This window comes from Stenotrophomonas chelatiphaga (genome assembly GCF_032054965.1).
Classification (GTDB): Bacteria; Pseudomonadota; Gammaproteobacteria; order Xanthomonadales; family Xanthomonadaceae; genus Stenotrophomonas; species Stenotrophomonas chelatiphaga.
In genome coordinates this window covers 93,167-119,460 of record NZ_DAMBRS010000002.1, presented here as the reverse complement: position 1 = coordinate 119,460, position 26,294 = coordinate 93,167, and the positions used below count along the sequence as shown (strand labels likewise).

Below are 26,294 nucleotides of genomic sequence, written 5' to 3'. Positions count from 1 at the left end.
TCAACCACCCGCGCCACCAACAAAGAGCCCGCCATGAACCGCCCTGCCCCGTCCGCCCCGACCCTGATCATCATCAGCGGCCTGTCCGGCTCCGGAAAGTCCGTGGCCCTGAAGACCTTCGAAGACCAGGACTACTACTGCTCGGACAACCTGCCGATCGACCTGCTGCCGGCCTTCGTGCGCGGCGTGCTGGGCGCCCCCGGCGGTGCCCCGCGGCGGCTGGCGGTGGGCATCGACGTGCGCGGCCAGAGCGACCTGGGCCAGCTGGAACAATGGCGGCAACTGGCCGCCGAGGCCGGCGTGCACGCACAGTTGCTGTTCTTCGAAGCCAGCGACGAAACGGTGCTCAAGCGCTATGCCGATACCCGCCGACGCCACCCGCTGAGCCAACTGGGCCTGTCCCTGCCCGAAGCGATCGCCCGCGAGCGCGAACTGACCGCACCGCTGCGCCGTGCCGCCGATGCGATCATCGATACCAGTACGTTGAACGTGCACCAGCTGCGCCGCCGCATCGTCACCGAGTACACGCTGGGCCACACCACGCCGCTGTCGCTGCTGTTCGAATCCTTTGCCTACAAGCGCGGCGTACCGGCCGAGGCCGACTTCGTGTTCGACGCCCGCGTGCTGCCCAACCCGCACTGGGATCCGGAACTGCGCCCGCTCAGCGGCCGCGAAGGCGGCGTGCGCGACTACCTGGAAGCGCAGCCGGAGGTGCAGCGCTACGTCGGCCAGCTGACCGATTTCCTGGATACCTGGCTGCCCAAGCTGGGCAATGACACCCGCAGCTACGTCACCGTGGCCTTCGGCTGCACCGGCGGCAAGCACCGCTCGGTATTCCTGGCCGAACGGCTGGCCCGCCACGCCCGCGAACAAGGCTGGCAGGACGTGGCCACCTACCACCGCGAACTCGACTGAAAAAAGGGGACGGAGGGGATTAAGTCGCATCCGGCACGTGGCATGCCGGATGCGACTTAATCCCCTCCGTCCCCTTTTTGGTTGTGCAGCTGAATACGGAACACTGAAGGGCTCTGCGCCTGCTATCGCAGCGTCATCCCGACCTGTTAACGTTCAGGCATGACCTGTGGCATTCTCCTCGTAACACATCCTGGCGTCGGATCGGCCCTGCTTGAGGTGGCGACCCGGCTGCTGCGGCATCTGCCGCTGAAGACTGAAGCGTTCGACGTACCGTTCGATGCAGATCTCGATGCCCTGCTTCCGCTCGCTTCGGCCGCCCTGCGGCGGGTGGACGGCGGTGACGGGGTCCTGATCCTGACCGACCTGTACGGTGCCAGCCCCAGCAACCTGGCCGCGCAGTTGGCCAGGCTGGGAACGCCGGCCCGTCGGGTAGCTGCACTGAGCCTGCCGATGTTGTTGCGTGTGATGAATTATCCGGAACAGGGACTGGATCAACTGCCCGCCACTGCGGCGGCGGGCGCGCGCAATGGAGCGATAGTCGACGATGCTTGAGAAAGAACTCACCGTAACCAACCGCCTGGGCCTGCATGCCCGCGCCACGGCAAAGCTGGTGCAGGAACTTGCGCCCTTCCGCTGCAACGTGACCATGGCCGCCAAGGGCCGTGAGATCAACGCCAAGAGCATCATGGGCGTGATGCTGCTGGCCGCCGGCCAGGGCACCCCGGTCACCATCCGCATCAACGGCGAAGACGAACAGGCCGCCATGGATGCGGTGGTCTCGCTGTTCGAGCGTCGTTTCGACGAGGACAGCTGAGCATGCCGCGCGCCCGTGCTGGACTGGCTCCCACCGGCCTGCGGCCGGTGCAGCTGCTGTCCGGCCACGGCGCGTCGCGGGGTACCGCGCTGGGCCGCGCGCGGGTGCGCTTGGCGCATGCGCTGGAAGTGGCCGAACAGCGCGTGGCGCCGCAGCAGGTGGACAAGGAGCTCAAGCGCCTGCACGTGGCGCTGGATGCCGCGCGCAATGAAATGCACGACCTGCGCCAGCGCCTGCAGGGTGCGCTGAACCAGGAAGCGGGCGAGTTCCTCGACCTGCATGCGCTGCTGCTGGACGATCCGGAACTGCTGTTCGGGCTGGATGAGCTGATCCGCAGTGGCCCGTACAGCGCAGGATATGCCCTGCGCCTGCAGCGCGACCGCCTGGCCAAGGTCTTCGACGGCATGGATGATGCCTACCTGAAGAGCCGGATGGACGACCTGGACCATGTGATCGGGCGCATCCACGCCTTCCTGCAGCCGGTGCTGCCGCCGGCGGTGAAAGGCCTGGCCGGCGAGATCCTGGTCTGCGACAACATCGCCCCGTCCGAGATGGCCCAACTGCAGTCCCAGGGCGTGGTGGCCATCGTCACCACGGCCGGCAGCGCGCTGTCGCACAGCGCGATCCTCGCCCGCAGCCTGCACCTGCCGCTGATCGTCAACGTGCCCGGCCTGCTGCACAAGGTCAGCGATGGCGACGTGCTGATCGTAGATGGCAGCGACGGCAGCATCACCGTCAACCCGCAGGCTGAAAACCTGCGCGATTACCGCGTGCGGCTGAAGGAACATGCGCGCGAACAGCGTGAGCTGGGTCGCCTGCGCAGCAAGCCCAGCCGCACCCGCGACCAGGTCGACATCGCGTTGCTGGCCAACGCCGAATCGCTGGAAGACGTCACCCAGGCGCATGCGTTCGGCGCGCAGGGACTGGGGCTGTACCGCACCGAATTCCTGTTCCTGCAGCGCAACGAGCTGCCGGACGAAGAAGAACAGTTCCACACCTACCGCGATGCCGCGCTGGGCATGGCCGGCCGGCTGGTGACCATCCGCACGCTGGACCTGGGCGCGGACAAGGCCGACCGTACCGGCCTGACCCTGAGCAACGAAGAAAACCCGGCACTGGGCCTGCGTGGCGTGCGCCTGTCGCTGGCACGGCCGCTGGTGGCCGATACCCAGCTGCGCGCGATCCTGCGCGCCAGCGCCTACGGCAAGGTGCGCATCCTGATCCCGATGGTCAGCACGCGCGAAGAACTGCTGGCGGTACGTCGGCGCATGACCCGGCTGACCGCCCAGCTGCGCGCCGAAGGCCACGCGGTCAGCGAACGCGTGCCGCTGGGCGCGATGATCGAAGTGCCGGCCGCCGCGTTCGCGCTGGAAAGCTTCATCGACCTGGTCGACTTCCTGTCCATCGGTACCAACGACCTGGTGCAGTACCTGCTGGCGGCCGACCGCAACAACGAAGCGCTCGGCGAACTGTATTCGCCACTGCATCCGGCCGTGCTGCGGCTGCTGAAGCTGGTGATCGAAACCGGCCAGCGCCACCAGATTCCGGTGGCGGTATGCGGAGAAATCGCCGGTGACGCACGGCTGGCCCCGCTGCTGCTGGCACTCGGCCTGACTGAGTTCAGCCTGCATCCCGGCACCCTGCTGGAAGTGCGCCGCGCGATCCGCGAAAGCGACCTCGGCGAACTGCGCGCCCGCGCGCCGAAACTGCTGGCCGCCCGCGACCGCCGCAGCATCGAACGCTGGATCAACGGCAACTGACCGGTAGTGACGGCCGCTGGCCGTCTACGCTCGGTAGTGACCGCCGCGGCGGCGCTACCGCATTGACACACGCGCGGGCGATAATGACGCGCTGACCACCCCTGATGCCGCATCCTCTCCAGGATCGCAGCCTTTTCTTTCCTGCGGGAGTTCCGATGGCCGAGGCCGTTCGCCACGACAAGACCGCGCGCCAACTGCGCCTGCTTTCCGATGCGCTGGACAGCGGTCGGCTGGGTCCGGTGCGTCGCCTGGTCAATACGCTGGCCCCGGCCGAGATCGGCAACCTGCTCGAATCGCTGCCGCCTGGCAAGCGCGAAGTGGTGTGGGGCCTGGTGGACCCGGAAGACGACGGCGAGGTGCTGGTCCACGTCGGCGACGAGGTACGTGAAAGCCTGCTGGCGGACATGGACCCGGACGAGATCATCGCCGCGGTCGAAGACCTGGACATCGATGACCTTGCTGATCTGGTCGAAGACCTGCCGGACACCGTCATCGACGAAGTCCTCAAGTCGATGGACCGCGAAAACCGCGAACGGCTGGAGCAGGTGCTGTCCTATCCCGAGGACAGCGCCGGCCGCCTGATGAACCCGGACGTGGTGACCGTGCGCGCCGACGTCAATGTCGACGTGGTGCTGCGCTACCTGCGCCTGCGCGGCGAACTGCCCGACCACACCGATCACCTGTTCGTGGTCAGCCGCCGGCATCAGTACCTGGGGCGACTTTCGCTGGCGGCACTCGTGACCCACGAAGACACCACGCCGATCAACCGGTTGATCGATGACGAGCAGCCGGCCATCGACGTCGGCGAGAGTGCCGATGAAGTGGCGCGCCAGTTCTCCGATCATGACTGGGTATCCGCGCCGGTGGTGGATGACAACAACATCCTGCTCGGCCGCATCACCATCGATGACGTGGTGGATATCATCCGTTCGCAGGCCGAGCACCAGGCGCTCGGCGCGGCCGGCCTGGACGAAGAAGAAGATCTGTTCTCGCCGATCAAGCGCGCCGTGCGCGGCCGCGTGGTCTGGCTGGGCATCAACCTGTGCACCGCCTTCCTGGCCGCCAGCGTGATCGGCCAGTTCGAACTGACCCTGCAGAAAGTGGTCGCGCTGGCGGTACTGATGCCGATCGTCGCCGGCGTCGGCGGCAATGCCGCGGTGCAGGTGCTGACCCTGATGGTGCGCGGTATCGCGCTCGGCCAGGTCGGCCCCAGCAATGCCAAGATCCTGCTGTGGAAAGAACTGCGGGTGGCGATGATCAACGGCACCCTGATCGGCCTGCTGGTCGGTCTGATCGCCTTCGTCTGGTTCCACAGCTGGCTGCTTTCGATCGTCATCACGCTGGCGTTGATGATCAACTTCTGTGCCGCCGCACTGGCCGGCGTGCTGTTGCCGCTGATGCTCAAGCGCATGAACGTGGACCCGGCCGTGGCCGGTACCGTGGTGGTGACCGCGGTGACCGATGTCATGGGCTTCTTCAGTTTCCTCGGCCTGGCCACCCTCATCCTGCTGCACTGACCGGTACCGACCATGGCCACCACCGTAGACAACTATTTCCAGCCCGGATGGCGCGACCAGCAGCACACCTGCGCAGCCTGTGAGTGGAAAGGCAGCTCGCGCGCGATGGTGATGGAGCTGGCCGAGGACGTGACCGAGTACGACTGCCCGGTCTGCGAGAATCCGCTGCTGATCGTGGTCCATCCGGATATCGATCAGGTGCAGGCCGCCGCCGCGTCGGGCAATGAGGAAGCCCAGCAGCAGCTGGAGATCATCGCCAGCTTCCCGCGACCGGACTGATGCGCTGCACGATGCTGCGGGTCGCCCGGACCGCTAGGATGGAACCGTTTCCATCCTGCCGGGAGCTCCCATGTATCGCCTGCTGCTGCGCCTCACCGTTGCCGCCACCCTGCTGATGTCGCTGGCCGGCTGCGCCACCACGCCAGACCCCACGGCGGGGCGATTTGAATCGCGCAGCGTCACCGTGGACGGCCACGTCTCCCGCTACCAGGTGTTCGTCCCCGCCGATGCCCTGCGCGCTGCCGGACCGTTGCCGGTGGTGCTGTTCCTGCATGGGTCCGGTGAGCGTGGTCGTGATGGCATGAAGCAGACCAAGGCGGGCATCGGCCCCTACCTTCGGGAACATGCCAGCACGTTCCCGGCACTGGTGGTGCTGCCGCAGGTGCCCAACCACCAGGAATGGGATGGCCTGAACAACCGCATCGCCTTGGCGGCGCTGGACGCGACGCTGGCCGAGTTTTCCGCTGACCCGTCGCGGCAGTACCTGACCGGCATGTCGATGGGCGGCTATGGCAGCTGGAACATCGCGCTTTCCGCGCCGGACCGGTTCGCTGCCATCGTGCCGGTATGCGGGGCGGTGATCGCGCCGCGCGAAGAACGCCAGACCCTGTTCGTCGCCGCCGTCGCCAACGAAGCAGATCCGTACACCGCGCTGGCCCAGCGCCTGAAGAACGTGCCGATCTGGATGTTCCATGGTGCGCAGGATGACGTTGTGCTGCCCCGCGACGACCGCAGGCTGCATGCCGCGTTCAAGGCCGCCGGCGCGGCAGATGCGCGCTACACCGAGTATCCCGATGGCAACCACAACGCCTGGGACGCCACCTATGCCGACACCGCGATGTGGACCTGGTTGTTCGCGCAGAAGCGCTGACCCCACGGTAGTGACGGCCGCTGGCCGTCAACGCAGCATCCGCTGACCCGCATCTGCCCGCTCCCCTTACTCCAACGCGCGTCTACCCATCGCACGATGGGACATGAGCAGCGAACAGTTGAATCGCGGACGCCGATCCATTCCCGGGCAGGTGTACGTCCTGAGTACTACGTGCCACGCGCGACAACGCAGGTTCCTGACAAAAGCGTCCCCCGACTTCGTGATCACGCAGTTCCATGAAATGGAGACGCTCGGACACGTCTGCTCGCTTGCCTGGGTGGTGATGCCGGACCACATGCACTGGATGCTGCAACTGAAGTCTGGAACGCTTGCCCACCTCGCCCGACGTGTGAAGTCATCAAGTGCGCTTGCACTCAATCGGCTGGGCAGCAGGCAAGGCCGCGTGTGGCAGGCGGGGTATTTCGACCACGCGGTGAGGGCAGAAGAATCACTGCAGCGGCAGGCGATGTATATCCTCGCCAACCCGGTGCGTGCCGGGCTGGCGTGTGCAATCGGGGAGTATCCGTTTGCGTGGTGCGTTTGGGGATTGGATTGACGGCCAGCGGCCGTCACTACCTTCAGCCGAGCAGGGTTTCCAGGACGGCCATGCGCACGGCGACGCCGTTGGCGACCTGGCGCAGCACCCACGATTGCGGGCCGTCGGCCACTTCATCGGTGACTTCCACGCCGCGGTTGATCGGGCCGGGGTGCAGCACGGCGGCGTCCTTGCCGGCGCGGGCCAGGCGGGCGGCGTGCAGGCCGTACTGCTGGTGATACTGCTCCAGCGACGGCACCAGGCCTTCTTCCATGCGCTCGCGCTGCAGGCGCAGCATCATCAGCGCATCGGCGCCTTCCAGCATCTCGTCGAAATCCTGGCCGACCACGCAGCCCTTCAGCGTGTCATCGTCGGGCAGCAGCGACTGCGGGCCGCACACGCGGATCTCGCCCACGCCCAGCGTGCGCAGCGCGTGCAGGTCGGTGCGGGCCACGCGCGAATGCTTCACGTCGCCGACGATCACCACCTTCATCTTCGAAAAATCACTGCCCTTGGCCTGGCGCAGGGTCAGCATGTCCAGCAGGCCCTGGGTGGGGTGCGAACTGCGGCCGTCGCCGGCGTTGATCAACGCGGTGCCCTCGCCCGCCGCAGCAGCCAGCGCGGCCACCGCCCCATCATCGGGATGGCGCACCACGAAGCCGCGCACGCCCATCGCTTCCAGGTTGCGCAGCGTATCGGTCGCGGTTTCCCCCTTGCGGGTGGACGAGGTGGACGCATCGAAGTTCAGCACGTCCGCGCCCAGCCGCTGGGCGGCCAGCTGGAACGAACTGCGGGTACGCGTGGACGGTTCGAAGAACAGCGTGCACACCGCCGAACCGGCCAGCACCGCGCGCTTGTTGCCGACCCGGCCGACCGCCGCGTCGCGGATCTGGCCGGCCCGGTCCAGCAACTGCAGCAGGGTCTCGCGTGGCAGGCCCTGCAGGGTGAGCAGGTGGCGCAGGCGTCCGGATGAATCGAGTTGCGAGGCAGTCATGGGCAGGCGGTCGGCAGGTCAGGGAATGGGGGTGGCGTCGTCCGGTGAAGACAGCCAGCGGTCGATGATCACCGCAGCGGCCACCGCATCCAGGGCGGCGGCATCGCGGCGGCGCTTGCGCCCTTCGGCGCGCTCGACGGCAAACCGGCGCGCGGCTTCGACCGAACTGGAGCGCTCGTCGATCATCGCCACCGGCAGTTTGAAACGTTCCCGCAGCTGGCGGGCAAAGCCCTGCGCGCGCTTGCGGTTGGGCTGGTCCTGGCCGTCCAGGGTGAGCGGATCGCCCACCACCAGGCCGTCCGGGCTCCATTCTTTGATCAACCGCTCCACCGCGCCCCAGTCCGGGCCGCTGCCGTGCACGTCGATCACCGCCACCGCGCGCCCATGGGCGGCGAAGGCACTGCCGATGGCCACGCCGATGCGGCGCGAACCGACATCGAAGCCGAGCACGGTGCCGTCGCGGCGGATGGCCGCAGGCTCAGACATGGCCGCTGTAATCGGTCAGCCGGAACAGGTCCACGCCGATGCGCGCGGCCGCACCCTGCCAGCGCTGCTCGTACGGGGTGCGGAACAGCAGGTCGGCGTCGGCCGGTACGGTGAGCCAGCTGTTGTCGGCCAGTTCGCCTTCCAGCTGGCCTTCGCCCCATCCGGCGCAGCCCAGCGTGACCAGCGCATTGGCCGGCCCTTCGCCGCGTGCCATCGCTTCCAGGATGTCGCGCGAGGTGGTCAGGTACACGCCTTCGCCGACCAGCAGGCTGGACTCCCACGGACGCGCATCGTCATGGATGACGAAGCCGCGTTCGGGGTGCACCGGTCCCCCGTTGAGCACCGGTCGCTGGCGCAGTTCGTCGTCTTCGGTGGCGATGTCCATCTGCGCCAGGACTTCACCGATGGTGTAGTCGGAGGGCTGGTTCACCAGTACGCCCATGGATCCGTTCTGGTCGTGCTGGCAGATCAGCGCGACGCTGCGGGCGAAGGGCTCGTCGGCCAGCGAGGGCAGCGCGACCAGCAGGTGATGGGCAAGGGAAGTCGAAATCTCGGACATGGCTGCATTCTACCCGCTGGGCCGTGTGCAGGCGCGTGAGACGGTAGGATGGCGACCACCCAGCAAGGAGCCTGCGATGTCCACCAGCACGACGCTGCCGCCGTCCACCCGAAGTGCCATCGTGTTGATCGCCCTGCTGCAGGGCCTGCTGCTGTACCTGGCGCAGCAGCTCGACGGCAGCTGGCCACTGCACGATGTCGGTTCGCGCTATCGCTGGTACGCCTGGGTGCTCACCGTGCCCAGCGCGATCGCCCTGACCGTGGTGGACCTGCGTGATCGCCGGCTGTGGCTGCACGCGCTGCTGGCTTCGGTGGTGGTGCTGGGGCTGGCCAGCTGGATCGGCTGGAACCTGGACGGGGAAGCAGGCCTGCGCTCGGAGCCGCTGCGCCTGCCGTTCTCGCTGGCGATGGCGATCGCCACCTTCATCAGCCTGCCGTGGTGGCAGCACCGCCTGCAGCACGGCCACTGGCGGGCCAGCTACGATGCGCTGTTCGAACGCGCCTGGCAGAACGGCCTGACCCTGGCACTGGCGCTGCTGTTCACCGGCCTGACCTGGATGCTGCTGTGGTTGTGGGCGTCCCTGTTCGGGCTGCTGAAGATCACCTTCTTCACCGAACTGTTCCGCGAAGATGCCTTCATCGCGCTCGCCACCGGCACGTTGGCCGGCTTCGGCATCCTGATCGGGCGCACCCAGCAACGCGCCATCCAGATCACCCGACAGGTGCTGTTCGCGGTGTGCCGGGGGCTGCTGCCGCTGCTGTCCTTCATCACCGTCATCTTCACCCTGAGCCTGCCGTTCACGGGATTGCAGCCGCTGTGGGAAACCCGCTCGGCCGCCTCGCTGCTGCTGGTGCTGGCGCTGCTGCTGGTCACCTTCACCAACGCGGTGTACCAGCATGACAACGACCAGCCGCCCTACCCGCGCTGGCTGCGCCGGCTGGTGGAAGCCAGCCTGCTGGCGCTGCCGGTGCTGTCCGTGCTGGCGCTGTACGCGGTGTGGCTGCGCATCGGCCAGTACGGCTGGACCCTGGACCGTTTCTGGGCGTTGCTGATCGCGGTGCTGGTCACCGGTTATACGCTGGGCTATGCGCGCGCCCCGTTTAGCCGCGGACGCTGGCTGCAGCCACTGGAAGCGACCAACCGATTGATGTGCTGGGTGGTGCTGGGCGCGGCGCTGCTGGCCAGTTCGCCGCTGATCGATCCGGTGCGGATCACCGTCGCAAGCCAGCAGGCACGGCTGTTGGCCCACCCCGATGGCATCACCACCGCCGATGCGATGCTGCTGCGCTTCGACCTGGGCCGGCGCGGCGTGGCGGCACTGCGCGGGATGCAGCGCGATGCCCGTTTCAGCGCCGATGCGCGGGCTGCCAGCGTGGCGGCCCAGGCCCTGGCGCGCACGGCCTACTGGGGCGGCGGCGAGCGCGCGATCGACGATGGCATCCGTGACCTGGCGGTGCTGCGCAAGCGGCTCGTGCTCGCCGACGGTTCGGCCACCCCGCCGGACAGCTGGTGGGACGCGATGGTCGCCCGCAAGGTGGAGACCGGCAGCTGCCTGGATGCCGATTCACGCTGTGTCGCCACGACCCGCGATTTCGACGGCGACGGCCAGCCCGACGTGCTGCTGTGCGGGTTGATGCAGGGATCCGGGGCGTACTGCCAGCTTCACGCGCTGGGTGTGCGCGGCTGGTGGACGGTGGGGTCGTACGGCTTCCCGCGCGGCGATTCGGCATCGGAAACCGCACGCATCCACGACGCCGTGCGCGCCGGCAGGCTGACCCTGAAAGCACCGCGCTGGCCGGAAATTTCGCTGGACGACGGCGCCCCGTCCAGCATCGGCAACCTGTCCAAGGAACCCCGGGAGACACCATGAGCGGATACTGCAGCATCGCCCCAGGCCATCCGGTCCACGGCCATTACCACGACCATGAATATGGATTCCCGCAGCGCGCCGAAGCCGAACTGTTCGAACGCCTGGTGCTGGAAATCAACCAGGCCGGGCTGAGCTGGGAAACCATCCTGAAGAAGCGCGAAGGCTTCCGTCGCGCCTACGATGGCTTCGACGTGGATACCGTGGCCGCCTATGCGCAGCCGGATATCGACCGCCTGCTGGGCGACGCCAGCATCATCCGCAACCGGTTGAAGGTGCTGGCCGCCATCCACAATGCGCAGGTCATCCAGGGCCTGCGCGCCAGCCACGGCAGCTTCGCCGGATGGCTGGATGCGCACCACCCGCTGGACAAGGCCGGCTGGGTGAAGCTGTTCAAGAAGACCTTCCGGTTTACCGGCGGGGAAATCACCGGCGAATTCCTGATGAGCCTGGGTTACCTCAAAGGCGCCCACGCCGATGACTGCCCGGTGCAGAAGCGGATCCTGAAACTGAAGCCGGCGTGGTCCCGAAAGTGACGGCCCACCCGCCCGGTAGTGACGGCCGCTGGCCGTCAGGTTTCGTGCCCGATGATTGCGTCAGACGCCCATGTACCGGCCCGGGCGGTGGTTGAACATCAGCACCAGGCTGAGCACCACCGCGCCGATGGCCGAATACATCACCTGGATGGGCGACAGCACGCTGAACGCCACCAGCATCAGCATCGCATCGAAGCTCATCTGCACCTTGCCGGCGCTCCAGCCACGCGTGCGCTGCAGGTAGACCGCCAGGATGCCGATCCCGCCCAGGCTGGCGCGGTGGCGGATGAAGAACAAAATGCCCAGGCCGGCCAGCGCGCCGCCCACCAGCGCCGAATACAACGGCGCGATATGGGCAAAATCCGCCCAGCGCGGCAGCAGGTCGGTCAGGATCCCGCAGGCGGTGACCGCCGCGAAGGTCTTCAGGGTGAACTCCCAGCCCATCCGGCGCACGCCCACCCAGTAGAACGGCAGGTTGACCAGCACGAACACCAGGCCGAAGTTCCAGCCGGCGGCGTAATGGATCAGGAAGGCCAGCCCGGCCATGCCGCCGATCATCAGCCCGCCCTTGGCGAAGATGGCCAGGCCGAGCGACGCCACCAGCGTGGCCAGCACCATGCCCTGCACGTCTTCGGCGTGGGAATGGCGCAGCGCGCGGTCGTCCTGCGGGGTGCCGGCGCTATCCGGCGGCGGCGTCAGCGGGCCAGCGGTGACGAGGTGGCCGTCAGCGTCGTCGCACGGCGCGGGGCCATGGGATTGGAGGGACATGAGCGTGGGGTGTCGCGGTGGGGAGTCGTATTAGACACGATCCCGATGACAGTTGCAGGTGAAATCATTCACGGTAGTGACGGCCGCTGGCCGTCAAATTCACAAAATGACGGCCAGCGGCCGTCACTACCGTGATCCGGCGGCCGTCAGGTCGTCAGTCCTTGGTCACCCGGTTGATCTCGGCCAGGCTGGTCACGCCCTTGCTGGCCTTCACCAGCGCTGACTGGCGCAGGTCATTTACCCCGATCGCCTGGGCGGCGTCGGCAATCTGCAGCGCATTGCCACCGGCCAGGATGATCGTGGAAATCTCATCGGTCATCGGCATCACCTGGTAGATACCGGTGCGGCCCTTGTAGCCTTCGGTGCATTCATCGCAGCCAACGGCTTCATACAGCTCGATTCCCGCATCCAGCTGGGCCTGGGTGAAGCCTTCGGCCAGCAGCGCGTGGGCCGGCAGATCAGTGCGGCGCTTGCAGTTGTTGCACAACCGGCGCGCCAGGCGCTGGGCGATCACCAGCGTCACCGAACTGGTGATGTTGTACGGCGCGATGCCCATGTTCATCAGGCGCGCGATGGTCTGCGGCGCATCGTTGGTATGCAGCGTGGACAGCACCATGTGGCCGGTCTGCGCGGCCTTGATCGCGATCTCGGCGGTTTCCAGGTCGCGGATTTCGCCGACCATGATGATGTCCGGATCCTGTCGCAGGAACGAACGCAGCGCCGCGGCGAAGGTCATGCCGCGCTTGTTGTTCTGCTGCACCTGGTTGACGCCGGGCAGGCGGATTTCCACCGGGTCTTCGGCAGTGGAGATATTGCGCGTTTCATCGTTCAGGATGCCCAGCGCGGTATACAGCGAAACGGTCTTGCCCGAACCGGTCGGGCCAGTCACCAGCACCATGCCGTAAGGCTTGTGGATGGCTTCCTTGAACAGCTTTTCCTGGTCCGCTTCGTAGCCGAGCTTGTCGATGCCCAGCTTGGCCGCGCTGCCATCCAGGATACGCAGCACCACCTTCTCGCCAAACAGCGTCGGCAGGGTGCTGACGCGGAAGTCGATCTGCTTGGTCTTGCTCAGGTTGAGCTTGATGCGTCCATCCTGCGGCACGCGCTTTTCGGCGATATCCAGCTGCGCCATGACCTTCAGGCGCGCCGCGATGCGCTGGTTCAATTTCACCGGCGCACGCGCCACCATCTTCAGCAGGCCGTCGATGCGCAGGCGCACGCGGTAGTCGTCTTCGTAGGGCTCAAAATGGATATCCGAGGCGCCCTTGCGGATCGCATCCACCAGCACCTTGTTGACGAACTTCACCACCGGGGTGTCATCGCCCTTGGCATCGATACCCGAATCGCCGGCGTTGTTGTCGTCGTCGGTACCGATTTCCAGATTGGCCATGCCCTCGTCGTCGTCGCCCATCTGCGAGGACATCGAATCGTGGCTGGTCTGCCATTGTTCCAGCGTGCGGCGTATCTGGTCTTCATCCACCAGGATCGGTTCCACCACCAGGTTGGTGTGGAACTTGATTTCATCCAGCGAATGGGTCGGGTCGCTGGTGCCCACGTACAGCTTGCCGCCGCGCTTGAACAGCGGCAGCACGTGGTGCTTGCGCAGCAGCTCTTCGCTAACCAGCTTGATCGCGCTCTGGTTGGCATCGAACACGCCGACATCGAACAGCGGCATGCCGAATTCGAGCGAATTGGCGGCGGCCAGCTGGGCGGCGGTGACGACCTTGTTCTGCGCGAACCACTGCGGCAGCGGCAACCGCGCGGCGGTCGCCTTGGCCATCGCGTCGCGCGCGCCGGCTTCATCCAGCGCACCGTCCTGGACCAGCCGACGGGCAATACCGGTGATGCCGACGAGATTTGCGGTGGCGACTGCGTTCATGCGGTTCCTCATTGTGTGCCGCCCGGCGCATCCCGCCCCGTACAGCTGCATATTGGTCCGCTGCTGGCTCCCCCTGCAGCAGTCACCATCTTACCCTGAGAGCGCCGGTTTCACCGCGCTCAACGTAGTGTCGAGCTTGGTCGGCAACGCGTCTCGTTGACGGCTTCACGAACCAACGTCGGGCAGACAACGCCGCCGGTCAGCGTTGCTTGCGGTAATCGTCACGCAGCCGGCCCCCGTACGCGGCTTGAGGATTTCTGCAAAATTGTTGTGTAGACTTGTGTAGCCAGAGCGCATCTGGGCTAATACGCCCATGCAAAGCCGCACGCTGCTCAAGCACCTACTCGCCGACGGATTCGAGCTGGTATCCACGCGCGGCAGCCATCACAAGCTTCGCAAGGGGCACCGCGTTGTGGTTCTTCCTCACCCGAAGAAGGACCTGCCTCTGGGCACTGTCAAAAGCATCTACCGGCAAGCCGGATGGAGGACCTGATGTTCTATCCCGTTTACGTCCACCACGAGCCAGGCGCCGCCTACGGCATAACCATTCCTGATCTTCCTGGCGTCTTCTCCGCGGCCGATGAAGCGGCCGATATTCCGCGCATGGTGCAAGAGGCAGTAGAGGCCATGTATGAGGGCGAATCAGCCGGCCCTGGACCTGCATCGCCACTGGATCGCTACAGCCAGAGCGACGAATACACCGGTGGCTTCTGGATGCTGATTGATGTCGACCTGTCCAAGCTCAGCACGAAAGCAGTACGCTTGAACATCAGCCTGCCAGAGTACCTGGTGGGCCGGATCGATGAAGCAGCGGCGCAGCGGCGTATGTCCCGATCGGCGTATCTGGCTCTGGCCGCGGAACATGAGTTGGGCGGTGTGGCTGGTAGCAATCCAGGGCGCTCCAAGCAGTCCCCGCATCGCTGACTTCGTGAGGCGCGGGACGCCCGCGCCCCTGCTGCACTGCGGACCGCGTTCAATATCAGGTTTTGAACGTGCGCTTGTTCACTTCCAGAGCCGCAGAACGCTCAGCACGGGCTGAGCGCTACACGCAGCCATGGCGCCGCCGCCATGGTTCTGCCCCACCACCTCAAACCACCTCGACCCGCAGCCGCACACCCAGCGCACGCATCACGCCCAGCACGCTGTCGCAGTACAGGGGACGGGTGCCATTCAACTGTCGGCGCATGGCTTCATCGCTCAGCCCGCACTCGCGCGCCGCATGCTCGATCCCATGCAGTTCGGCCGCCAGCAGCAGCGAGCGGGCGAAGGTGGATTCTTCATAATTGGCCATGTGCAGGCGGGCATCCAGATACTCGGCCGTCTCGGCGGCGCGAGGGTTGGCCACGCGGGCATTGGCACGCTCGTGGGGCGTCATTGCTGGCTCCACATGGCATCGGCCGATGACCGCACCAGGTCGCGCCCGGACAGGATCAGACCCTCCACCATCAGGCTGGTGACGCAGCCTTCTGACTGCACATCCCGTTTGCCCAGATGCACCGCGTGCAGGATTTCGAAGATCGATGCCAACGCCTGCAGGGTGCGAACGGGAACAGCGATCAGCGCGGCGCGTTGAGGTTCTGCCGGGCTGTCGTCAGCGGCGGCGGCCTCGCAATCGATGTCTGAAATCAGGCGCAAAGGCACCACCACGTGCTTGTTGCTGCGTGATGTTTCAAACGCTTCCAGCCGCCGCTCCAGGCGTTCGATGAAGTACGGTGGCAAGTCGAGCATCTTGTCGCCCATCAGGGCGTACAACCGCTTGGCGGCAAGGGGGTAATGCGCTTTCATCGGCGTACCTCACACGGCTTGAGGCCACCTGCGCCAAAGCGCGGGGTGGCGGGCGATGCGGGTTGCCATACCGGAGAATCAAGCAAAAAAGCCCGGCGGATCAGGGATCCCCCACATCGCCCGCCATGAGACCGACACGCGATGCAGCGCATTCTCCGCCGTGCCCAGAGGGCAAAACAGAGGCAAAAAAGCTTGATTCTTGCAGGATGGCAATCCCGGCTGACGCTCTTCGTCGCCAGCGTGTCCATACCATCAGCCGCAAGCCCTTGCGTACATGGGCGAAACTGCAAAAGTGACGCCCGATAGACCAAGCGCTCAGCACGGGGGTCGCACGCATCTCGAATTGGTTCCGCGTGCTCGCACCGGAGCGATGCCACGCCCACCGCGACACACCCCTCCCGTTGTGTCGAGCAAGCTCGACACCTACCTGCTCTACGGTAGTGACGGCCGCTGCCCTTCAGCTCCTGCTCTGCTGGGTGACGACCGCTGGCCGTCAGCATCTGCCCGGGTGGGTGACGACCGTTGGTCGTCACGCTTTTGCCCTTGCCGCTGCGCTCGCCGAGCACGGCTCGGCGCTACCTGCCCCACGGTAGTTACGGCCGCTGGCCGTCAGCTCCTGCCCGGGTGGGTGACGACCGTTGGTCGTCACGCCTTTGCCCTTGCCACTGCGCTCGCCGAGCACGGCTCGGCGCTACCTGCTGCACGGTAGTGACGGCCGCTGGCCGTCAGCTCCTGCTCTGGTAGGTGACGGCCGCTGGCCGTCAGCTCCTGGCCTCTGCCACTGCGCTCGCCGAGCACGGCTCGGCGCTACCGCTCTTGCTTTCCCAGCGCGGCCATATAGGTCAGCAACCTCAACCGCCCACTGGCCCGCGCATCGGTACCAAGCGAGTTCCAGTAGCGATCCGACAATGCCCGCGCCAGCGCCGTATCGCCACTGGCCCACGCCGCGTACTGCATCGCCCCGAACAGGTAATAACCCGACCGCGCATCGGCAAGCAGGCCAACACTGTGCGGGCCTTCCAACAGGCGCTGGCCGCTTTCAAGAACCTGCGCGTGATCGTCCGTGGCCGCCGCGGACACCAGCGCCAGCGCATCGATCACCGTGGCATCGCGCAGCGGACACGGGCGCCACGTCGGCCGCACCCACATCGCCTCGCGCTCGGCAGGCGCCAGGAACGGCACCGTTTCACCGGCCAGAAAGAACACCAGCCCGGCCGTTTCCAACGGGGTGATTTCCAGCTCACAACGCGCACCCAGTGAACGCAGCGCATCGGCCAACGCATGGTCGCCACCGCCGGGCAGGTCCGCGCCGTGCTGCAGCCGCTGCGACAACAGATACGCAGTGCTGCGACGCTGTAGCACCTGCAGGTTCAGCTGGGCGCCCCCCGCCGGGGGGACGCGCGGCTCCGGCCCTCCCCATGCACGGGTGAGCGGCCAAGGCGCCGTCATGATCGATTCCACGTCCCCCACATACCCCTGCTGGAAGCGAGCGATGGGTGCGCGCAGGGTCAGGATCGGGTGGTAATCGGAATGCCGCGGCGAAGGATAAAGTGCCGGGTAAGCGCGCAGCGCGGCATCGCCCATCGCGTAGGTATCGCGCAGGTCATCCATGCCGTGCACACCCACCCGCGCCAGCTCCGCACGCAGCGCCGGATGTTCGAACACACCCGCATTGAGTTCAGGCAGTTTCCCCTTCGGCGTGGCCACGATGATCAGGTCTGAATCGTTGGCCAAGTAAGCACGTACATCGCTGAAATGATCGACCAGTCCGTCCAGTACGGATGACACCAGTTCCGGGGTGATTTCGTACAGCTGCAACCATTGCACGAACAGCCCACCCTCGTTGAGCTGGCCCGGCACGAACGCGTAGAACTCATCGCTGAACAACGACGCGGTGCCGCCCACCCACGGATTGGAGGGTTCGGAGATGATCAGGTCATAGCGGCGCCCGCTGCCGGCGAAATGCGCCTTCGCGTCATCGATGACGATGTGCGAACGCGGATCGTCGTAGGCGCGGCTCACGCGGTCGCCGAACAGACGCGCGCCCTCCACCATGGCCGGCTCGATCTCCACCGTATCCACCTGGCCGACACGCGGATCGCCGAGCAGGGTATGCGTGGTCAGGCCGGATCCGAAGCCGATCACCCCCACCCGCTCGAAGCCATGGCCGAGCGCCAGCGGCAACGCGCCGAGCAGCACCATGGTGGACTCATCACCGCTGGGCTCCTGGTCCACGCTGACCGTCATGCCCGCATCCACCTTGCCGTTGGTGGCGATGGAGCGCACGGGCCCGGCCCCGCGATCGGTCTCGAACACCGACACCGTAGCGGTCTGCCCGTCCTTGAAGAACAGCATCTTCGCGCTGTCATGCAAGCGCGCCCCGCCATGCCGGTAGACCGAAGAACTCAGCACCAGCGGATCAAAGCGCACCAGCGCCACCGCCGCGATTACGCCGGCAACTCCAAGGCCCACAGCGAGTGCGGCGCCGCGGTAGCTGACGACCTCAGGTCGCCGCGCTCTTGATCCCACAACCCCACCCGGCCACAACAACCATACCCCCAATCCCACATCCACCACCGCCGCCACCAGCAGCGCGCACTTCAGCCCCAACACCGGCATCAGCACATGCACCGCCGCCAGAACACCGACAATCGCGCCCACCGTATTGAACGCATACACCTGGCCGATGACCCTCTCGCCGCGCCCCTGCCGCAACAGCGCCAGCGTCAACAACGGCAGCGTCATGCCCGCAAAGAACGCAGCCGGAAACATCACCAGCACCGCAATCACCGCACTGGCCACGCTGTACAACCCGTAGCCTTCGGCACTGCGCACGATGACGCGCATCAGCCAACCGACCCATTCGAATGCCTGCGCATACACAAACATTGACGCCAAGGCGGCCAGCCCCATCAGCACCTGCACCCACCCGGCTGCGCGCAACGGCGAGGCCATACGGTCCGCGCGATGGCGCAGCCACAGCCCGCCAAACGCAATGCCGGCAATGAACGCAGCGAGCATCAACTCAAAGGAATGCAACGTGGTGCCCAGCGCAAGCGACAGCATGCGCACCCAGGTGATTTCGTAGACAAACGAGCTGGCGCCGGTAAGCAGCGCAATGCAGAGCACTGCGGCAACCGTACGGTCCGTGCGACCCGCTCCACCCGGAACCGTTGGATTCTCAGACGGACCGCCACCCGGCGCACCCGCGCGCGCCAGCGGATAGATCAGCACAGCCACCAGCACATTAAGCGCCCCGGCCACCATCACCGCGCCCGGCAGCCCGAGCGCCGGCAACAACAGATACGTGGACGCCAGCGCGCCAGCCGCCGCGCCGATGCTGTTGGCGAAGTACAGACCAGCAAGCACTTCCCCCTGCGCCTGTGGCTGCACCCGCAGGTAACCGGCGCTCATCAGCGGGAAAGTGGCGCCCAACAGGATGCATTGCGGCAGCACCAGCACCGTGGCCAGCCCCCAGCGCAATGCCGTGGCGCCCTGCCCTTCGAGCCCAGGGAGCAGGTGCGCGTAGGCCCAGCCGGTGACGCCTTGGAAGATCCCGTCGAAGGCGAGGCCGAGCAGCCCGATCAGTAGTTCGATGGCCGCGTAGGCCAGCAGCGGGTAGCGCCAGTTGGTGCTGCGGCGGCTGGCCCACCATGCGCCGATGGCCATGCCGCCCATGAAGAGCATCAGGACCAGGGACTGGGCATGGGATGAGTGGCCGAGGAACAGGCCGAGGTACTGGCTCCACAGGGACTGGTAGATCAGGCCTGCGAAGCCGGAGAGGATGAAGATGGGGAGGAGGTAGATTGCCCTACCCTGCAAGCTTTTCAATATTTCCCACATTTATTCTGACCGCAAGACGGCACCCGAATCTAAACCTATCAACGTCCCAATAACATTGAGAATACCCATCTGAATCCGAATATTCAACTCGTGCCAGCCGAAATATATGCGGAAGCGTATGCAAAGCCACTTTGCGGGGGAGCAATATCCAGAACATCAGCACGAGCCAAAAGATACACGCACACTGCCTATCTCAGAAAATAGGCAGGATAAAATTAGCCAGCGCCGAAATTTCAACGGGGGACAGAGATGAATGTCCAAGAAAAACTCGATGAGCCACCGACCCCGGAACCTAGTCTCCACGACCATATGTACCGTTGACTACCGCCGGCCAGTGAATATCTACAATTTCCCTAATCCTATCCCTCATCCTTTTATTGCATGAGCGCCCATCGCAATCCGACTTCTCTAGCTTAGACGTCAAACAAGCTGCCTCGATTGCATGCGCCCTGAACTCAGATCGGAAATATTCTGGGAGCACACCAGGCGGACCCTCAGTAGGAAACGTCACGCTGCCAACTGGGTGCAGCAATGGCATCCATCCACCGTACTTGCAGACACCCGGATTACTAGACTCAGCATCTCTCGCATGCGAGAGTTCATGCTCCATGATACAACTACCAAAACAACCCATCTCCGCGTTAGAAATATTCATGAGAAATGGAGAAACAACACCATTCTGGCACCTGATGGAACCTCGCGCGCGCCTGTCAAAACTTGCAGCCGGGCCGATAGTTGCTTTCAACCCATCCGGGTCGTATTTTGACAAAGGATTGGATTCGGCGTAGGCGAACACATTCTGACCTCCCGCAAGACCAATGGGGTCCACTTGCACGTATCGGCCCACTCCAGGGTCATAGTCACGGTTCATATTCTGAACCAGCCCGCTCACCTCATCAAATCGCTGGCCCGGGAATCTCATTTCAAGTTTAAATGTCTGCCCATCATCATCGGCATCTTCATTGGGCAAAGAGCTACCAAATGAATCAGCTGTCATATCCCAGCTCCACACCGGCGCGTCGCGAACAGGATCGATTACCACGCGCGGGGAGCCAAGATGATCAACTTGGACGTAAAACAATTGCTGACCGACCAGTAGTCCAATCAGGCGATTCCCAAGCCAAACCGCCTGCTGAATCGACTTGCCGTTCTGATCGTAATCACCAATCCACCGAGACTGCTCGTCAAAGAAAGAGATCACGCTATACGATCCGAAATCTTTCTTGATTTGTTCACCTTTTGCGTTGTACAAATATCGGGCCAGCACCAAACCATCTTGGGACACGCTACTCATGCGTCCGTCACGATCATATGCATACGATCTCTGCGTCCCTACGAAGACCGTACTGCCTGCAGCGTCGTATCCTCGAGGTATACCACCGACCTCCTGCAACTTGTTACTGTCTTCTGCATACACGTAATCTTCGACAGCATTCTCACTGACGCGAGATATACGATTGCCATTTCCATCGTATCGATACGTAACCAATGAGTTCGGGCGATTCGGATCAGCAGTATCAGTAAGACGACCCAGTCCGTCATAAGCGAACATTCGCGACCCGTTATCGACAGACAATCTGGCGACATTCCCATCGGTGTCGTAAGCGAGACCAACATTAAGCCCGCCATCACCTCCTTCAATCTCTGTCGGCCTATAGGCAAAGTCGACGTGACGCATTACCCGCCTCCCATTTCCAAATACCCAAGACCTCAGGGGACCGAACGGATGGTGGGAGATCGAATGCATGAGAACCTGAGATCCCGCGCTTGAGTGGATAGCACGCACCTCCTGGACCGCTCCTTGAGGATTTCGCAAATATTGAATCCTCCAACCATCGGGATAAGTCATACTATCCACCTCGCCCGAAGGGCCAACATCCGTCGCCAGACTGAGCTTAACGCTTCCTACGGCTTGCGTTTTACGCACAACATTCCCGAAAGGCCCGTAACAGATAGCCGTTTTAACTTTCGAGTCGTCGATTAGAGACAGCCTTCCAACCGCAAACCGCTCTCCCACCTTACAGTCAGCGGAGGCAACATCGTATACATAAGCATGCTCCCTATCCCCGACTTTAGCCACCAGACGGTTCAGCCCGTCATACTTATAAGTAACAGCCTGACCCATGGCGTCTACGGCACGTGTCACGTTCCCCGCCTCGTCATATATAAAACTCACCCTCCCCCCATCTGGACTTTCCATTTCAGACAGGCCGCTATAATTATCGTACGCATAGCGAGTAGTGAGCCCCCTGGGATCCACGACGCTCGTAACTCTATCGAGGGTGTCATAAGCGATGGAGGAATTGGTCGCCAGCAGACGTGCATCCTGCGTATATGAGACCAGCCTCCCGATTGAGTCGAAGACTCGATCTTCAACGACTCCAGAAGGAGCTATCACCTTCGTTAGGTTGCCCTGTGTGTCGTAGTTGGCCACCGAGGCGTTTCCATATGCATCTATGGATGAGACTTTCTCTCCCCGCGCATTAAATATTCTCCTCCAACGTGCCCTAACGCTGCCACCCGCATCACTGATTACTTCGCCAGTACGCCTGCCAGCCCCATCCAGCGTGAAGTCAATCCCCTGCCCTCCCCCTTCTTGGATGCGCACCAATCTTTCCGATTGATCGTAAAAGTATTGGACGGAGTCACCGCTAGGCAAGTCAGACCTCTGTATCAGCCCATTTGCAAGATATGAAACCGACAGAATTTGGCTCGGGCCAGACGCATCGCTAACTGTTCTCGATAGAAAGCGTCCACGAGCATCGCGCGTAACGCGCGTATAGAGCCCATTGGGATCAAGCGCGCCGATCAGATTCCCACCACCGTCAAACTCGACCATTTCAACTGTGTTGCCTACAGCATCCTGGACCATCCAGAGATCGCCCTTTCGATAAGGACATGCCGCACCGGGCTTATCACACCCCGGTGCGCTTGTAGGATAATAGACAAGCACTGTCTGATCATTTACATCTGTTCGTGGACCATCCAGAGCAGTGAGTTGCCCTACGAATGGGCAAAGCCCCCTCGCCACGTCAGCCTGCTCACAATAGGTCCAAGTCGAGATTCGGGGACTGGCAACTCCAGCAGATCGTACGGATTCACTGACAATCTGCCCACGCTGGTTAACACCCCACTCGGTCGCTTTCACAACCGCTCCGTCAGCACCGAGAACATGCTCGCGCAACCTCACGTTCCAGTAATCGTGCCACTCGGTGAGCGTAGTTCGTAGTGGATTCGGATTGCTGGCCGCCTCCTTAAGTACAGCGACGCGCCCTCTATCATCATAGGAATACACCCGTTGCACGCCGGACGCATCTATCGATAAAGGGTTGCCCGTCTCGTCATAAGTGATCCGCGTCTGGCTTGGGGCACAGTTATCGCAAGTCTCATTAATCACAACCGGCCTAACCCAGCCATTCTTTACGGCGAAGCTCATTGCCCTACGATGGCCCGGCTGCGTTGATACAACTGTGCTGCTTGCAAAAGTTCCAGTTACATCCGTGGTGTATGCCGCTGTTTGCTCGTCAGTGCCATCCGCTAGAGCGGTATACGTCGCCCTTCCTTCTGCGTCGTAACGCTTGCTGACGTGCCTGACGCCGAGTTCGTTGATAATTCCAGTCAACAACCCCCTCTTCGCGTAACCAGTAACGAAGCCAGGCTCGTCGTAAAGATATTGAACGGTGGTTCCATCAGCGTAGGTAACGGCCGAAAGGTCTTTATACTTTGTATACGAGAAACGCGTAACAAGCCCTTTGGGGTCAGTCAACTTAGAAACCAGATCAAAGTTGTTGTACTCAAAACTGATCTCGCGACCTTGCCTATCCTCTACGGCTACAAGTCGTGCCTTCGCATCATAAATTAGCGTTTGATGACTCCCATCTGTGCTTCGCAACGCGATAAGACGACCATCCAAGGAGAACTCTTCAGTCACATCATCGGTGCCGACGAAGCGCCATGCGACGCTGTCACCATTCACCTCCACAAGGCGCTCACCCCTCCCCGTATTGGAGGCCCAACCCGTAGCCTCCAGGGTAAAGCGCAGGATATTTCCGTCAGGCCGTATCAAGGAAACAGACGAGTAGCCGTTGTAGTCGAACCTGTCAAGCTGCCGCGAGTAGTTCGAGAGCCGATTACGGCCGAATAAGCTCAGGGCGGCGACTCTCCCCTGCGCGAGTCCTAAGCTGTTGTAGGTCCATGAGACTTCCAGCGGCAGCCTCCCTTGCCCGGCGTACTCCCTGCGCTGTTCAAAGGAGTTGCCGGTACCGGCGTTTACGGGGTCTCCGAAGCATTGCGCCTTGCAATCGGGCACCCCCCGGTTCTTGTCTTGATCTGCCACCGGTCCGGCAGGAACATTAAAACGGAAAAAGTAGAAAGGAAGCTCTCCTGCAATGCGGTAATGTCCAGCATAGCCAGACCAAGCGCCATTTTTCCCATTCCAGTGACAACCCACAGAATGATAGGGTTGGAACGGCGCCGTCATTACGTCGCATTCCGCCCGGGCCTCCGCTAGCGTGGAGCAAGTCTGCTCCACCAGTATCTGAAACACCCCTGTGTACGTGAAAGCTGGCGTGGAGCAACCGGTGGCCGCGAAGGCAGCGTCCGCCGTTGGAACGCTTGCGAGAATGACAAGAAGCCATGGCAGCACTGAGCTTCTTATCGCCTGGCCATAATTCGTCAGCTTTGCGTTAAGTCGAGGCATATTCAACAGTCCTTGTCATTTCTGGCGGCCGTTTCCACATGGCATGCACTTCATTTTCTATTGCGGCTCTACGTAGAACCGAAACACCTACAAATGTCGTGTCCGTATTCTCGTGCAAACGAAAATGGGGAGGCCAAGGCCTCCCCATTTCGTGAACCAAACAGCCGAGCTAATTAGCCCTGGCAGGTACCCGGACGGTACTTGGCATCGACCGAACCAGCGCAGACCCAGGTGACCTGGTCATTGTCGGCCTTTTCAGCGGTCAGGGTGATGGTGCCTTCGGCGCCCGGAACGATCGAGTTTGCAGTGATCGTGGTGCCATTCCACTCAACGCCGTCAACGAAATCAGAGTTCTGAGCTTCCGGGGTCCAGTCAGCCGGCGGCAGCGCGCCGTTACCAGCAGCGTACTCGGACACGGCGGTACGGACAGCCGAGGCAGCCAGGATCACTTCGGAGACCTTGGCCTTCTTGGTGTAGTCGCTGTAAGCCGGCAGAGCGATGGCGGCCAGGATGGCGATGATCGCAACAACGATCATCAGTTCGATCAGGGTAAAGCCCTTCTGGTTCTTCATTTTGTACATCCCCAAGGAATTAGGTGGTGTGGAAAGGAACTGCTGCCGGAGCCGGTGGTCCCACCGGTTGAGCGGGCCGCAGCACCTTGCAGGAAAAGACTACGCAGGTTGCGTGCCAACTTCCCCGGCACGGCCTCCTCATCTCCCCGGCGGCAATAATGCCAGCATTCCTTCGATTGTGAAGCCCTGATTCCGGGTTCTGCGATGGGCCCAGCAATGTGACGCAGGGCGTCACCTTTGGCCCATGTCGACCTCCCGACTGCGTCACCCCATAGGCGGACTGCCCAGGAGGTCAGGAATCCGCTAGCATCTGCGGCTAGATGCCTGCTGGGGATGGCAGGCCGGGGAGCTCAAAATGTCAGCAAGTCGCAGTGCCATCAAGAAGCAGCCCGTGGCGCGTAGCACCATGGACTTGGCGCCGTTTGTCTGGGAGGGGACCGACAAGCGTGGCGTCAAGATGAAGGGCGAACAGTTGGCGAAGAATGCCAATATGCTCAAGGCGGACCTGCGCCGCCAGGGCATCACACCCAAGGTCGTAAAAGCGAAGACCAAGCCGCTGTTTGGCCAAGCCGGCAAGCCGGTATCGGCGAAGGACATCGCATTCTTCAGTCGCCAGATGGCGACGATGATGAAGTCCGGCGTGCCCATCGTGTCGTCGCTGGAGATCATTGGCGGGGGTCATAAGAACCCTCGGATGAAAAAGATGGTCGATACCATCCGCACCGACATCGAGGGCGGCTCATCGCTGTATGAAGCGATCAGCAAGCACCCCGTGCAGTTCGATGAACTGTACCGGAACCTGGTGCGTGCGGGCGAAGGCGCCGGTGTACTGGAAACCGTACTGGACACCATCGCCAACTACAAAGAGAACATCGAAGCCCTGAAGGGCAAGATCAAGAAAGCGCTGTTCTACCCTACGATGGTGATCGCGGTTGCGCTGCTGGTTTCGGCCATCCTGCTGATCTTCGTGGTGCCACAGTTCGAGGAAGTCTTCGCCGGCTTCGGTGCGGAACTTCCCGCGTTCACCCAGATGATCGTGAATCTATCGCGCTTCATGGTTTCTTGGTGGTGGCTGATGGCCATTGTCATCGTCGGAGCCATCGTCGGCTTCGTCATGGCCTACAAACGCTCACCGCGAATGCAGCACGGCATGGATCGTTTCATCCTGAAAGTGCCGGTGATCGGCCAGATCATGCACAACAGTTCGATCGCGCGCTTCGCCCGTACCACCGCCGTGACCTTCAAGGCCGGCGTGCCACTGGTGGAAGCACTGGGGATCGTCGCCGGCGCCACCGGCAACAAGGTCTACGAAGAGGCCGTGCTGCGCATGCGTGATGACGTGTCGGTCGGTTATCCGGTCAACATGGCGATGAAGCAGGTCAACATCTTCCCGCACATGGTGGTGCAGATGACCGGCATCGGCGAAGAGGCCGGCGCGCTGGATACGATGCTGTTCAAGGTGGCCGAATACTTCGAGCAGGAAGTGAACAATGCCGTCGATTCGCTGAGCAGCCTGCTGGAACCCATGATCATGGTCTTCATTGGCGTGGTCGTTGGCGGTATGGTGATCGGTATGTACCTGCCTATCTTCAAACTCGGCGCGGTGGTTGGATAA

General features: G+C 63.2%; 23 protein-coding genes. 13 read left to right on the top strand and 10 right to left on the bottom strand.

Translation table 11 applies throughout. The features are described from left to right. The first annotated feature begins 33 nt into the window (after positions 1-33). From rapZ to RTX79_RS05020, 8 genes are all read left to right on the top strand, one after another. Positions 34-915 carry an RNase adapter RapZ gene (gene rapZ / locus RTX79_RS05055; RefSeq protein ID WP_057508248.1) on the top strand — a complete coding sequence of 294 codons (882 nt, stop codon included), beginning with the start codon at positions 34-36 and terminating at the stop codon, positions 913-915. A gap of 159 nt (positions 916-1,074) precedes the next feature. Next, positions 1,075-1,467: a PTS sugar transporter subunit IIA gene (locus RTX79_RS05050; protein ID WP_057508247.1), complete on the top strand. Its 393-nt coding sequence runs from the start codon at positions 1,075-1,077 to the stop codon at positions 1,465-1,467. Next, the gene (locus tag RTX79_RS05045; protein WP_042614635.1) at positions 1,460-1,729 is read left to right on the top strand and encodes an HPr family phosphocarrier protein; all 270 of its coding nucleotides are present in this window, start codon (positions 1,460-1,462) and stop codon (positions 1,727-1,729) included. The genes RTX79_RS05050 and RTX79_RS05045 overlap by 8 nt, the downstream gene beginning before the upstream one ends. Positions 1,730-1,731: 2 nt before the next feature. Further along, entirely contained in the window at positions 1,732-3,489 is a 1,758-nt protein-coding gene (ptsP, locus tag RTX79_RS05040) for a phosphoenolpyruvate--protein phosphotransferase (protein ID WP_057508246.1), read from the top strand. A 155-nt stretch (positions 3,490-3,644) separates the two neighbouring features. Then, positions 3,645-5,006: a magnesium transporter gene (gene mgtE, locus RTX79_RS05035; RefSeq protein WP_057508243.1), complete on the top strand. Its 1,362-nt coding sequence runs from the start codon at positions 3,645-3,647 to the stop codon at positions 5,004-5,006. Positions 5,007-5,018: 12 nt separating this feature from the next. Next, positions 5,019-5,285, top strand: a complete 267-nt coding sequence (locus RTX79_RS05030) for a hypothetical protein (RefSeq protein WP_312682366.1) — start codon at positions 5,019-5,021, stop codon at positions 5,283-5,285. A 70-nt stretch (positions 5,286-5,355) separates the two neighbouring features. Further along, on the top strand, positions 5,356-6,156 hold the full coding sequence (locus RTX79_RS05025; protein WP_312682364.1) for a prolyl oligopeptidase family serine peptidase: 801 nt from the start codon (positions 5,356-5,358) through the stop codon (positions 6,154-6,156). A 103-nt stretch (positions 6,157-6,259) separates the two neighbouring features. Continuing rightward, complete coding sequence (locus RTX79_RS05020) at positions 6,260-6,712, top strand: REP-associated tyrosine transposase (protein ID WP_312682362.1); 453 nt, start codon at positions 6,260-6,262, stop codon at positions 6,710-6,712. A 22-nt stretch (positions 6,713-6,734) separates the two neighbouring features. Here RTX79_RS05020 and RTX79_RS05015 read toward each other — a convergent pair whose 3' ends face one another. The 3 genes from RTX79_RS05015 to RTX79_RS05005 are packed head-to-tail and all read right to left on the bottom strand — an operon-like array spanning position 6,735 to position 8,730. Further along, positions 6,735-7,685, bottom strand: a complete 951-nt coding sequence (locus tag RTX79_RS05015) for an aspartate carbamoyltransferase catalytic subunit (protein WP_057508242.1) — start codon at positions 7,683-7,685, stop codon at positions 6,735-6,737. Positions 7,686-7,703: 18 nt separating this feature from the next. Beyond that, positions 7,704-8,171, bottom strand: coding sequence for a Holliday junction resolvase RuvX (ruvX, locus tag RTX79_RS05010; protein WP_042614628.1), 468 nt, complete (start codon positions 8,169-8,171; stop codon positions 7,704-7,706). Further along, complete coding sequence (locus tag RTX79_RS05005) at positions 8,164-8,730, bottom strand: YqgE/AlgH family protein (RefSeq protein ID WP_057508241.1); 567 nt, start codon at positions 8,728-8,730, stop codon at positions 8,164-8,166. Before RTX79_RS05005 ends, ruvX begins: the two co-directional genes overlap by 8 nt. Before the next feature lie 76 nt (positions 8,731-8,806). Here RTX79_RS05005 and RTX79_RS05000 point away from each other — a divergent pair, with 76 nt between their 5' ends. Together RTX79_RS05000 and RTX79_RS04995 are read left to right on the top strand one after the other, a co-directional pair. Continuing rightward, entirely contained in the window at positions 8,807-10,600 is a 1,794-nt protein-coding gene (locus tag RTX79_RS05000; RefSeq protein ID WP_312682358.1) for a DUF4153 domain-containing protein, read from the top strand. Beyond that, positions 10,597-11,133 carry a DNA-3-methyladenine glycosylase I gene (locus RTX79_RS04995; protein ID WP_312682357.1) on the top strand — a complete coding sequence of 179 codons (537 nt, stop codon included), beginning with the start codon at positions 10,597-10,599 and terminating at the stop codon, positions 11,131-11,133. Before RTX79_RS05000 ends, RTX79_RS04995 begins: the two co-directional genes overlap by 4 nt. 60 nt (positions 11,134-11,193) lie before the next feature. On the opposite strand, the gene RTX79_RS04990 is transcribed toward RTX79_RS04995, so the two are convergent. Continuing rightward, on the bottom strand, positions 11,194-11,901 hold the full coding sequence (locus RTX79_RS04990) for a YitT family protein (RefSeq protein ID WP_057508238.1): 708 nt from the start codon (positions 11,899-11,901) through the stop codon (positions 11,194-11,196). Positions 11,902-12,055: 154 nt separating this feature from the next. Continuing rightward, entirely contained in the window at positions 12,056-13,780 is a 1,725-nt protein-coding gene (pilB, locus tag RTX79_RS04985; protein ID WP_312682353.1) for a type IV-A pilus assembly ATPase PilB, read from the bottom strand. A 313-nt stretch (positions 13,781-14,093) separates the two neighbouring features. Between pilB and RTX79_RS18280 the strand changes: the two genes are divergently transcribed. Together RTX79_RS18280 and RTX79_RS04980 are read left to right on the top strand one after the other, a co-directional pair. Further along, a complete protein-coding gene (locus tag RTX79_RS18280; RefSeq protein ID WP_428695958.1) occupies positions 14,094-14,273 on the top strand; it encodes a type II toxin-antitoxin system HicA family toxin in 180 nt (59 codons plus the stop codon). Continuing rightward, complete coding sequence (locus tag RTX79_RS04980) at positions 14,273-14,704, top strand: type II toxin-antitoxin system HicB family antitoxin (RefSeq protein ID WP_312682351.1); 432 nt, start codon at positions 14,273-14,275, stop codon at positions 14,702-14,704. Before RTX79_RS18280 ends, RTX79_RS04980 begins: the two co-directional genes overlap by 1 nt. Before the next feature lie 163 nt (positions 14,705-14,867). On the opposite strand, the gene RTX79_RS04975 is transcribed toward RTX79_RS04980, so the two are convergent. The 5 genes from RTX79_RS04975 to RTX79_RS04955 form a co-directional block, all read right to left on the bottom strand. Then, positions 14,868-15,155, bottom strand: a complete 288-nt coding sequence (locus RTX79_RS04975; protein WP_312682349.1) for a hypothetical protein — start codon at positions 15,153-15,155, stop codon at positions 14,868-14,870. Beyond that, entirely contained in the window at positions 15,152-15,565 is a 414-nt protein-coding gene (locus tag RTX79_RS04970; RefSeq protein WP_312682347.1) for a hypothetical protein, read from the bottom strand. The genes RTX79_RS04975 and RTX79_RS04970 overlap by 4 nt, the downstream gene beginning before the upstream one ends. Before the next feature lie 807 nt (positions 15,566-16,372). Beyond that, the gene (locus tag RTX79_RS04965) at positions 16,373-19,396 is read right to left on the bottom strand and encodes a fused MFS/spermidine synthase (protein ID WP_312682346.1); all 3,024 of its coding nucleotides are present in this window, start codon (positions 19,394-19,396) and stop codon (positions 16,373-16,375) included. A gap of 304 nt (positions 19,397-19,700) precedes the next feature. Next, a complete protein-coding gene (locus tag RTX79_RS04960; RefSeq protein ID WP_312682345.1) occupies positions 19,701-24,107 on the bottom strand; it encodes an RHS repeat-associated core domain-containing protein in 4,407 nt (1,468 codons plus the stop codon). Between the two features lie 173 nt (positions 24,108-24,280). Next, entirely contained in the window at positions 24,281-24,679 is a 399-nt protein-coding gene (locus RTX79_RS04955) for a pilin (RefSeq protein WP_312682343.1), read from the bottom strand. A 355-nt stretch (positions 24,680-25,034) separates the two neighbouring features. On the opposite strand from RTX79_RS04955, the gene RTX79_RS04950 reads away from it, so the two are divergent. After that, on the top strand, positions 25,035-26,294 hold the full coding sequence (locus RTX79_RS04950) for a type II secretion system F family protein (RefSeq protein WP_312682341.1): 1,260 nt from the start codon (positions 25,035-25,037) through the stop codon (positions 26,292-26,294).

Excerpts from the sequence above, each read along its gene's own strand:
- rapZ (WP_057508248.1), top strand. The coding sequence starts at position 34 with ATGAACCGCCCTGCCCCGTCCGCCCCGACCCTGATCATCATCAGCGGC.
- RTX79_RS05050 (WP_057508247.1), top strand. The coding sequence starts at position 1,075 with ATGACCTGTGGCATTCTCCTCGTAACACATCCTGGCGTCGGATCGGCC.
- RTX79_RS05045 (WP_042614635.1), top strand. The coding sequence starts at position 1,460 with ATGCTTGAGAAAGAACTCACCGTAACCAACCGCCTGGGCCTGCATGCC.
- ptsP (WP_057508246.1), top strand. The coding sequence starts at position 1,732 with ATGCCGCGCGCCCGTGCTGGACTGGCTCCCACCGGCCTGCGGCCGGTG.
- mgtE (WP_057508243.1), top strand. The coding sequence starts at position 3,645 with ATGGCCGAGGCCGTTCGCCACGACAAGACCGCGCGCCAACTGCGCCTG.
- RTX79_RS05030 (WP_312682366.1), top strand. The coding sequence starts at position 5,019 with ATGGCCACCACCGTAGACAACTATTTCCAGCCCGGATGGCGCGACCAG.
- RTX79_RS05025 (WP_312682364.1), top strand. The coding sequence starts at position 5,356 with ATGTATCGCCTGCTGCTGCGCCTCACCGTTGCCGCCACCCTGCTGATG.
- RTX79_RS05020 (WP_312682362.1), top strand. The coding sequence starts at position 6,260 with ATGAGCAGCGAACAGTTGAATCGCGGACGCCGATCCATTCCCGGGCAG.
- RTX79_RS05015 (WP_057508242.1), bottom strand. The coding sequence starts at position 7,685 with ATGACTGCCTCGCAACTCGATTCATCCGGACGCCTGCGCCACCTGCTC.
- ruvX (WP_042614628.1), bottom strand. The coding sequence starts at position 8,171 with ATGTCTGAGCCTGCGGCCATCCGCCGCGACGGCACCGTGCTCGGCTTC.
- RTX79_RS05005 (WP_057508241.1), bottom strand. The coding sequence starts at position 8,730 with ATGTCCGAGATTTCGACTTCCCTTGCCCATCACCTGCTGGTCGCGCTG.
- RTX79_RS05000 (WP_312682358.1), top strand. The coding sequence starts at position 8,807 with ATGTCCACCAGCACGACGCTGCCGCCGTCCACCCGAAGTGCCATCGTG.
- RTX79_RS04995 (WP_312682357.1), top strand. The coding sequence starts at position 10,597 with ATGAGCGGATACTGCAGCATCGCCCCAGGCCATCCGGTCCACGGCCAT.
- RTX79_RS04990 (WP_057508238.1), bottom strand. The coding sequence starts at position 11,901 with ATGTCCCTCCAATCCCATGGCCCCGCGCCGTGCGACGACGCTGACGGC.
- pilB (WP_312682353.1), bottom strand. The coding sequence starts at position 13,780 with ATGAACGCAGTCGCCACCGCAAATCTCGTCGGCATCACCGGTATTGCC.
- RTX79_RS18280 (WP_428695958.1), top strand. The coding sequence starts at position 14,094 with ATGCAAAGCCGCACGCTGCTCAAGCACCTACTCGCCGACGGATTCGAG.
- RTX79_RS04980 (WP_312682351.1), top strand. The coding sequence starts at position 14,273 with ATGTTCTATCCCGTTTACGTCCACCACGAGCCAGGCGCCGCCTACGGC.
- RTX79_RS04975 (WP_312682349.1), bottom strand. The coding sequence starts at position 15,155 with ATGACGCCCCACGAGCGTGCCAATGCCCGCGTGGCCAACCCTCGCGCC.
- RTX79_RS04970 (WP_312682347.1), bottom strand. The coding sequence starts at position 15,565 with ATGAAAGCGCATTACCCCCTTGCCGCCAAGCGGTTGTACGCCCTGATG.
- RTX79_RS04960 (WP_312682345.1), bottom strand. The coding sequence starts at position 24,107 with ATGCCTCGACTTAACGCAAAGCTGACGAATTATGGCCAGGCGATAAGA.
- RTX79_RS04955 (WP_312682343.1), bottom strand. The coding sequence starts at position 24,679 with ATGAAGAACCAGAAGGGCTTTACCCTGATCGAACTGATGATCGTTGTT.
- RTX79_RS04950 (WP_312682341.1), top strand. The coding sequence starts at position 25,035 with ATGTCAGCAAGTCGCAGTGCCATCAAGAAGCAGCCCGTGGCGCGTAGC.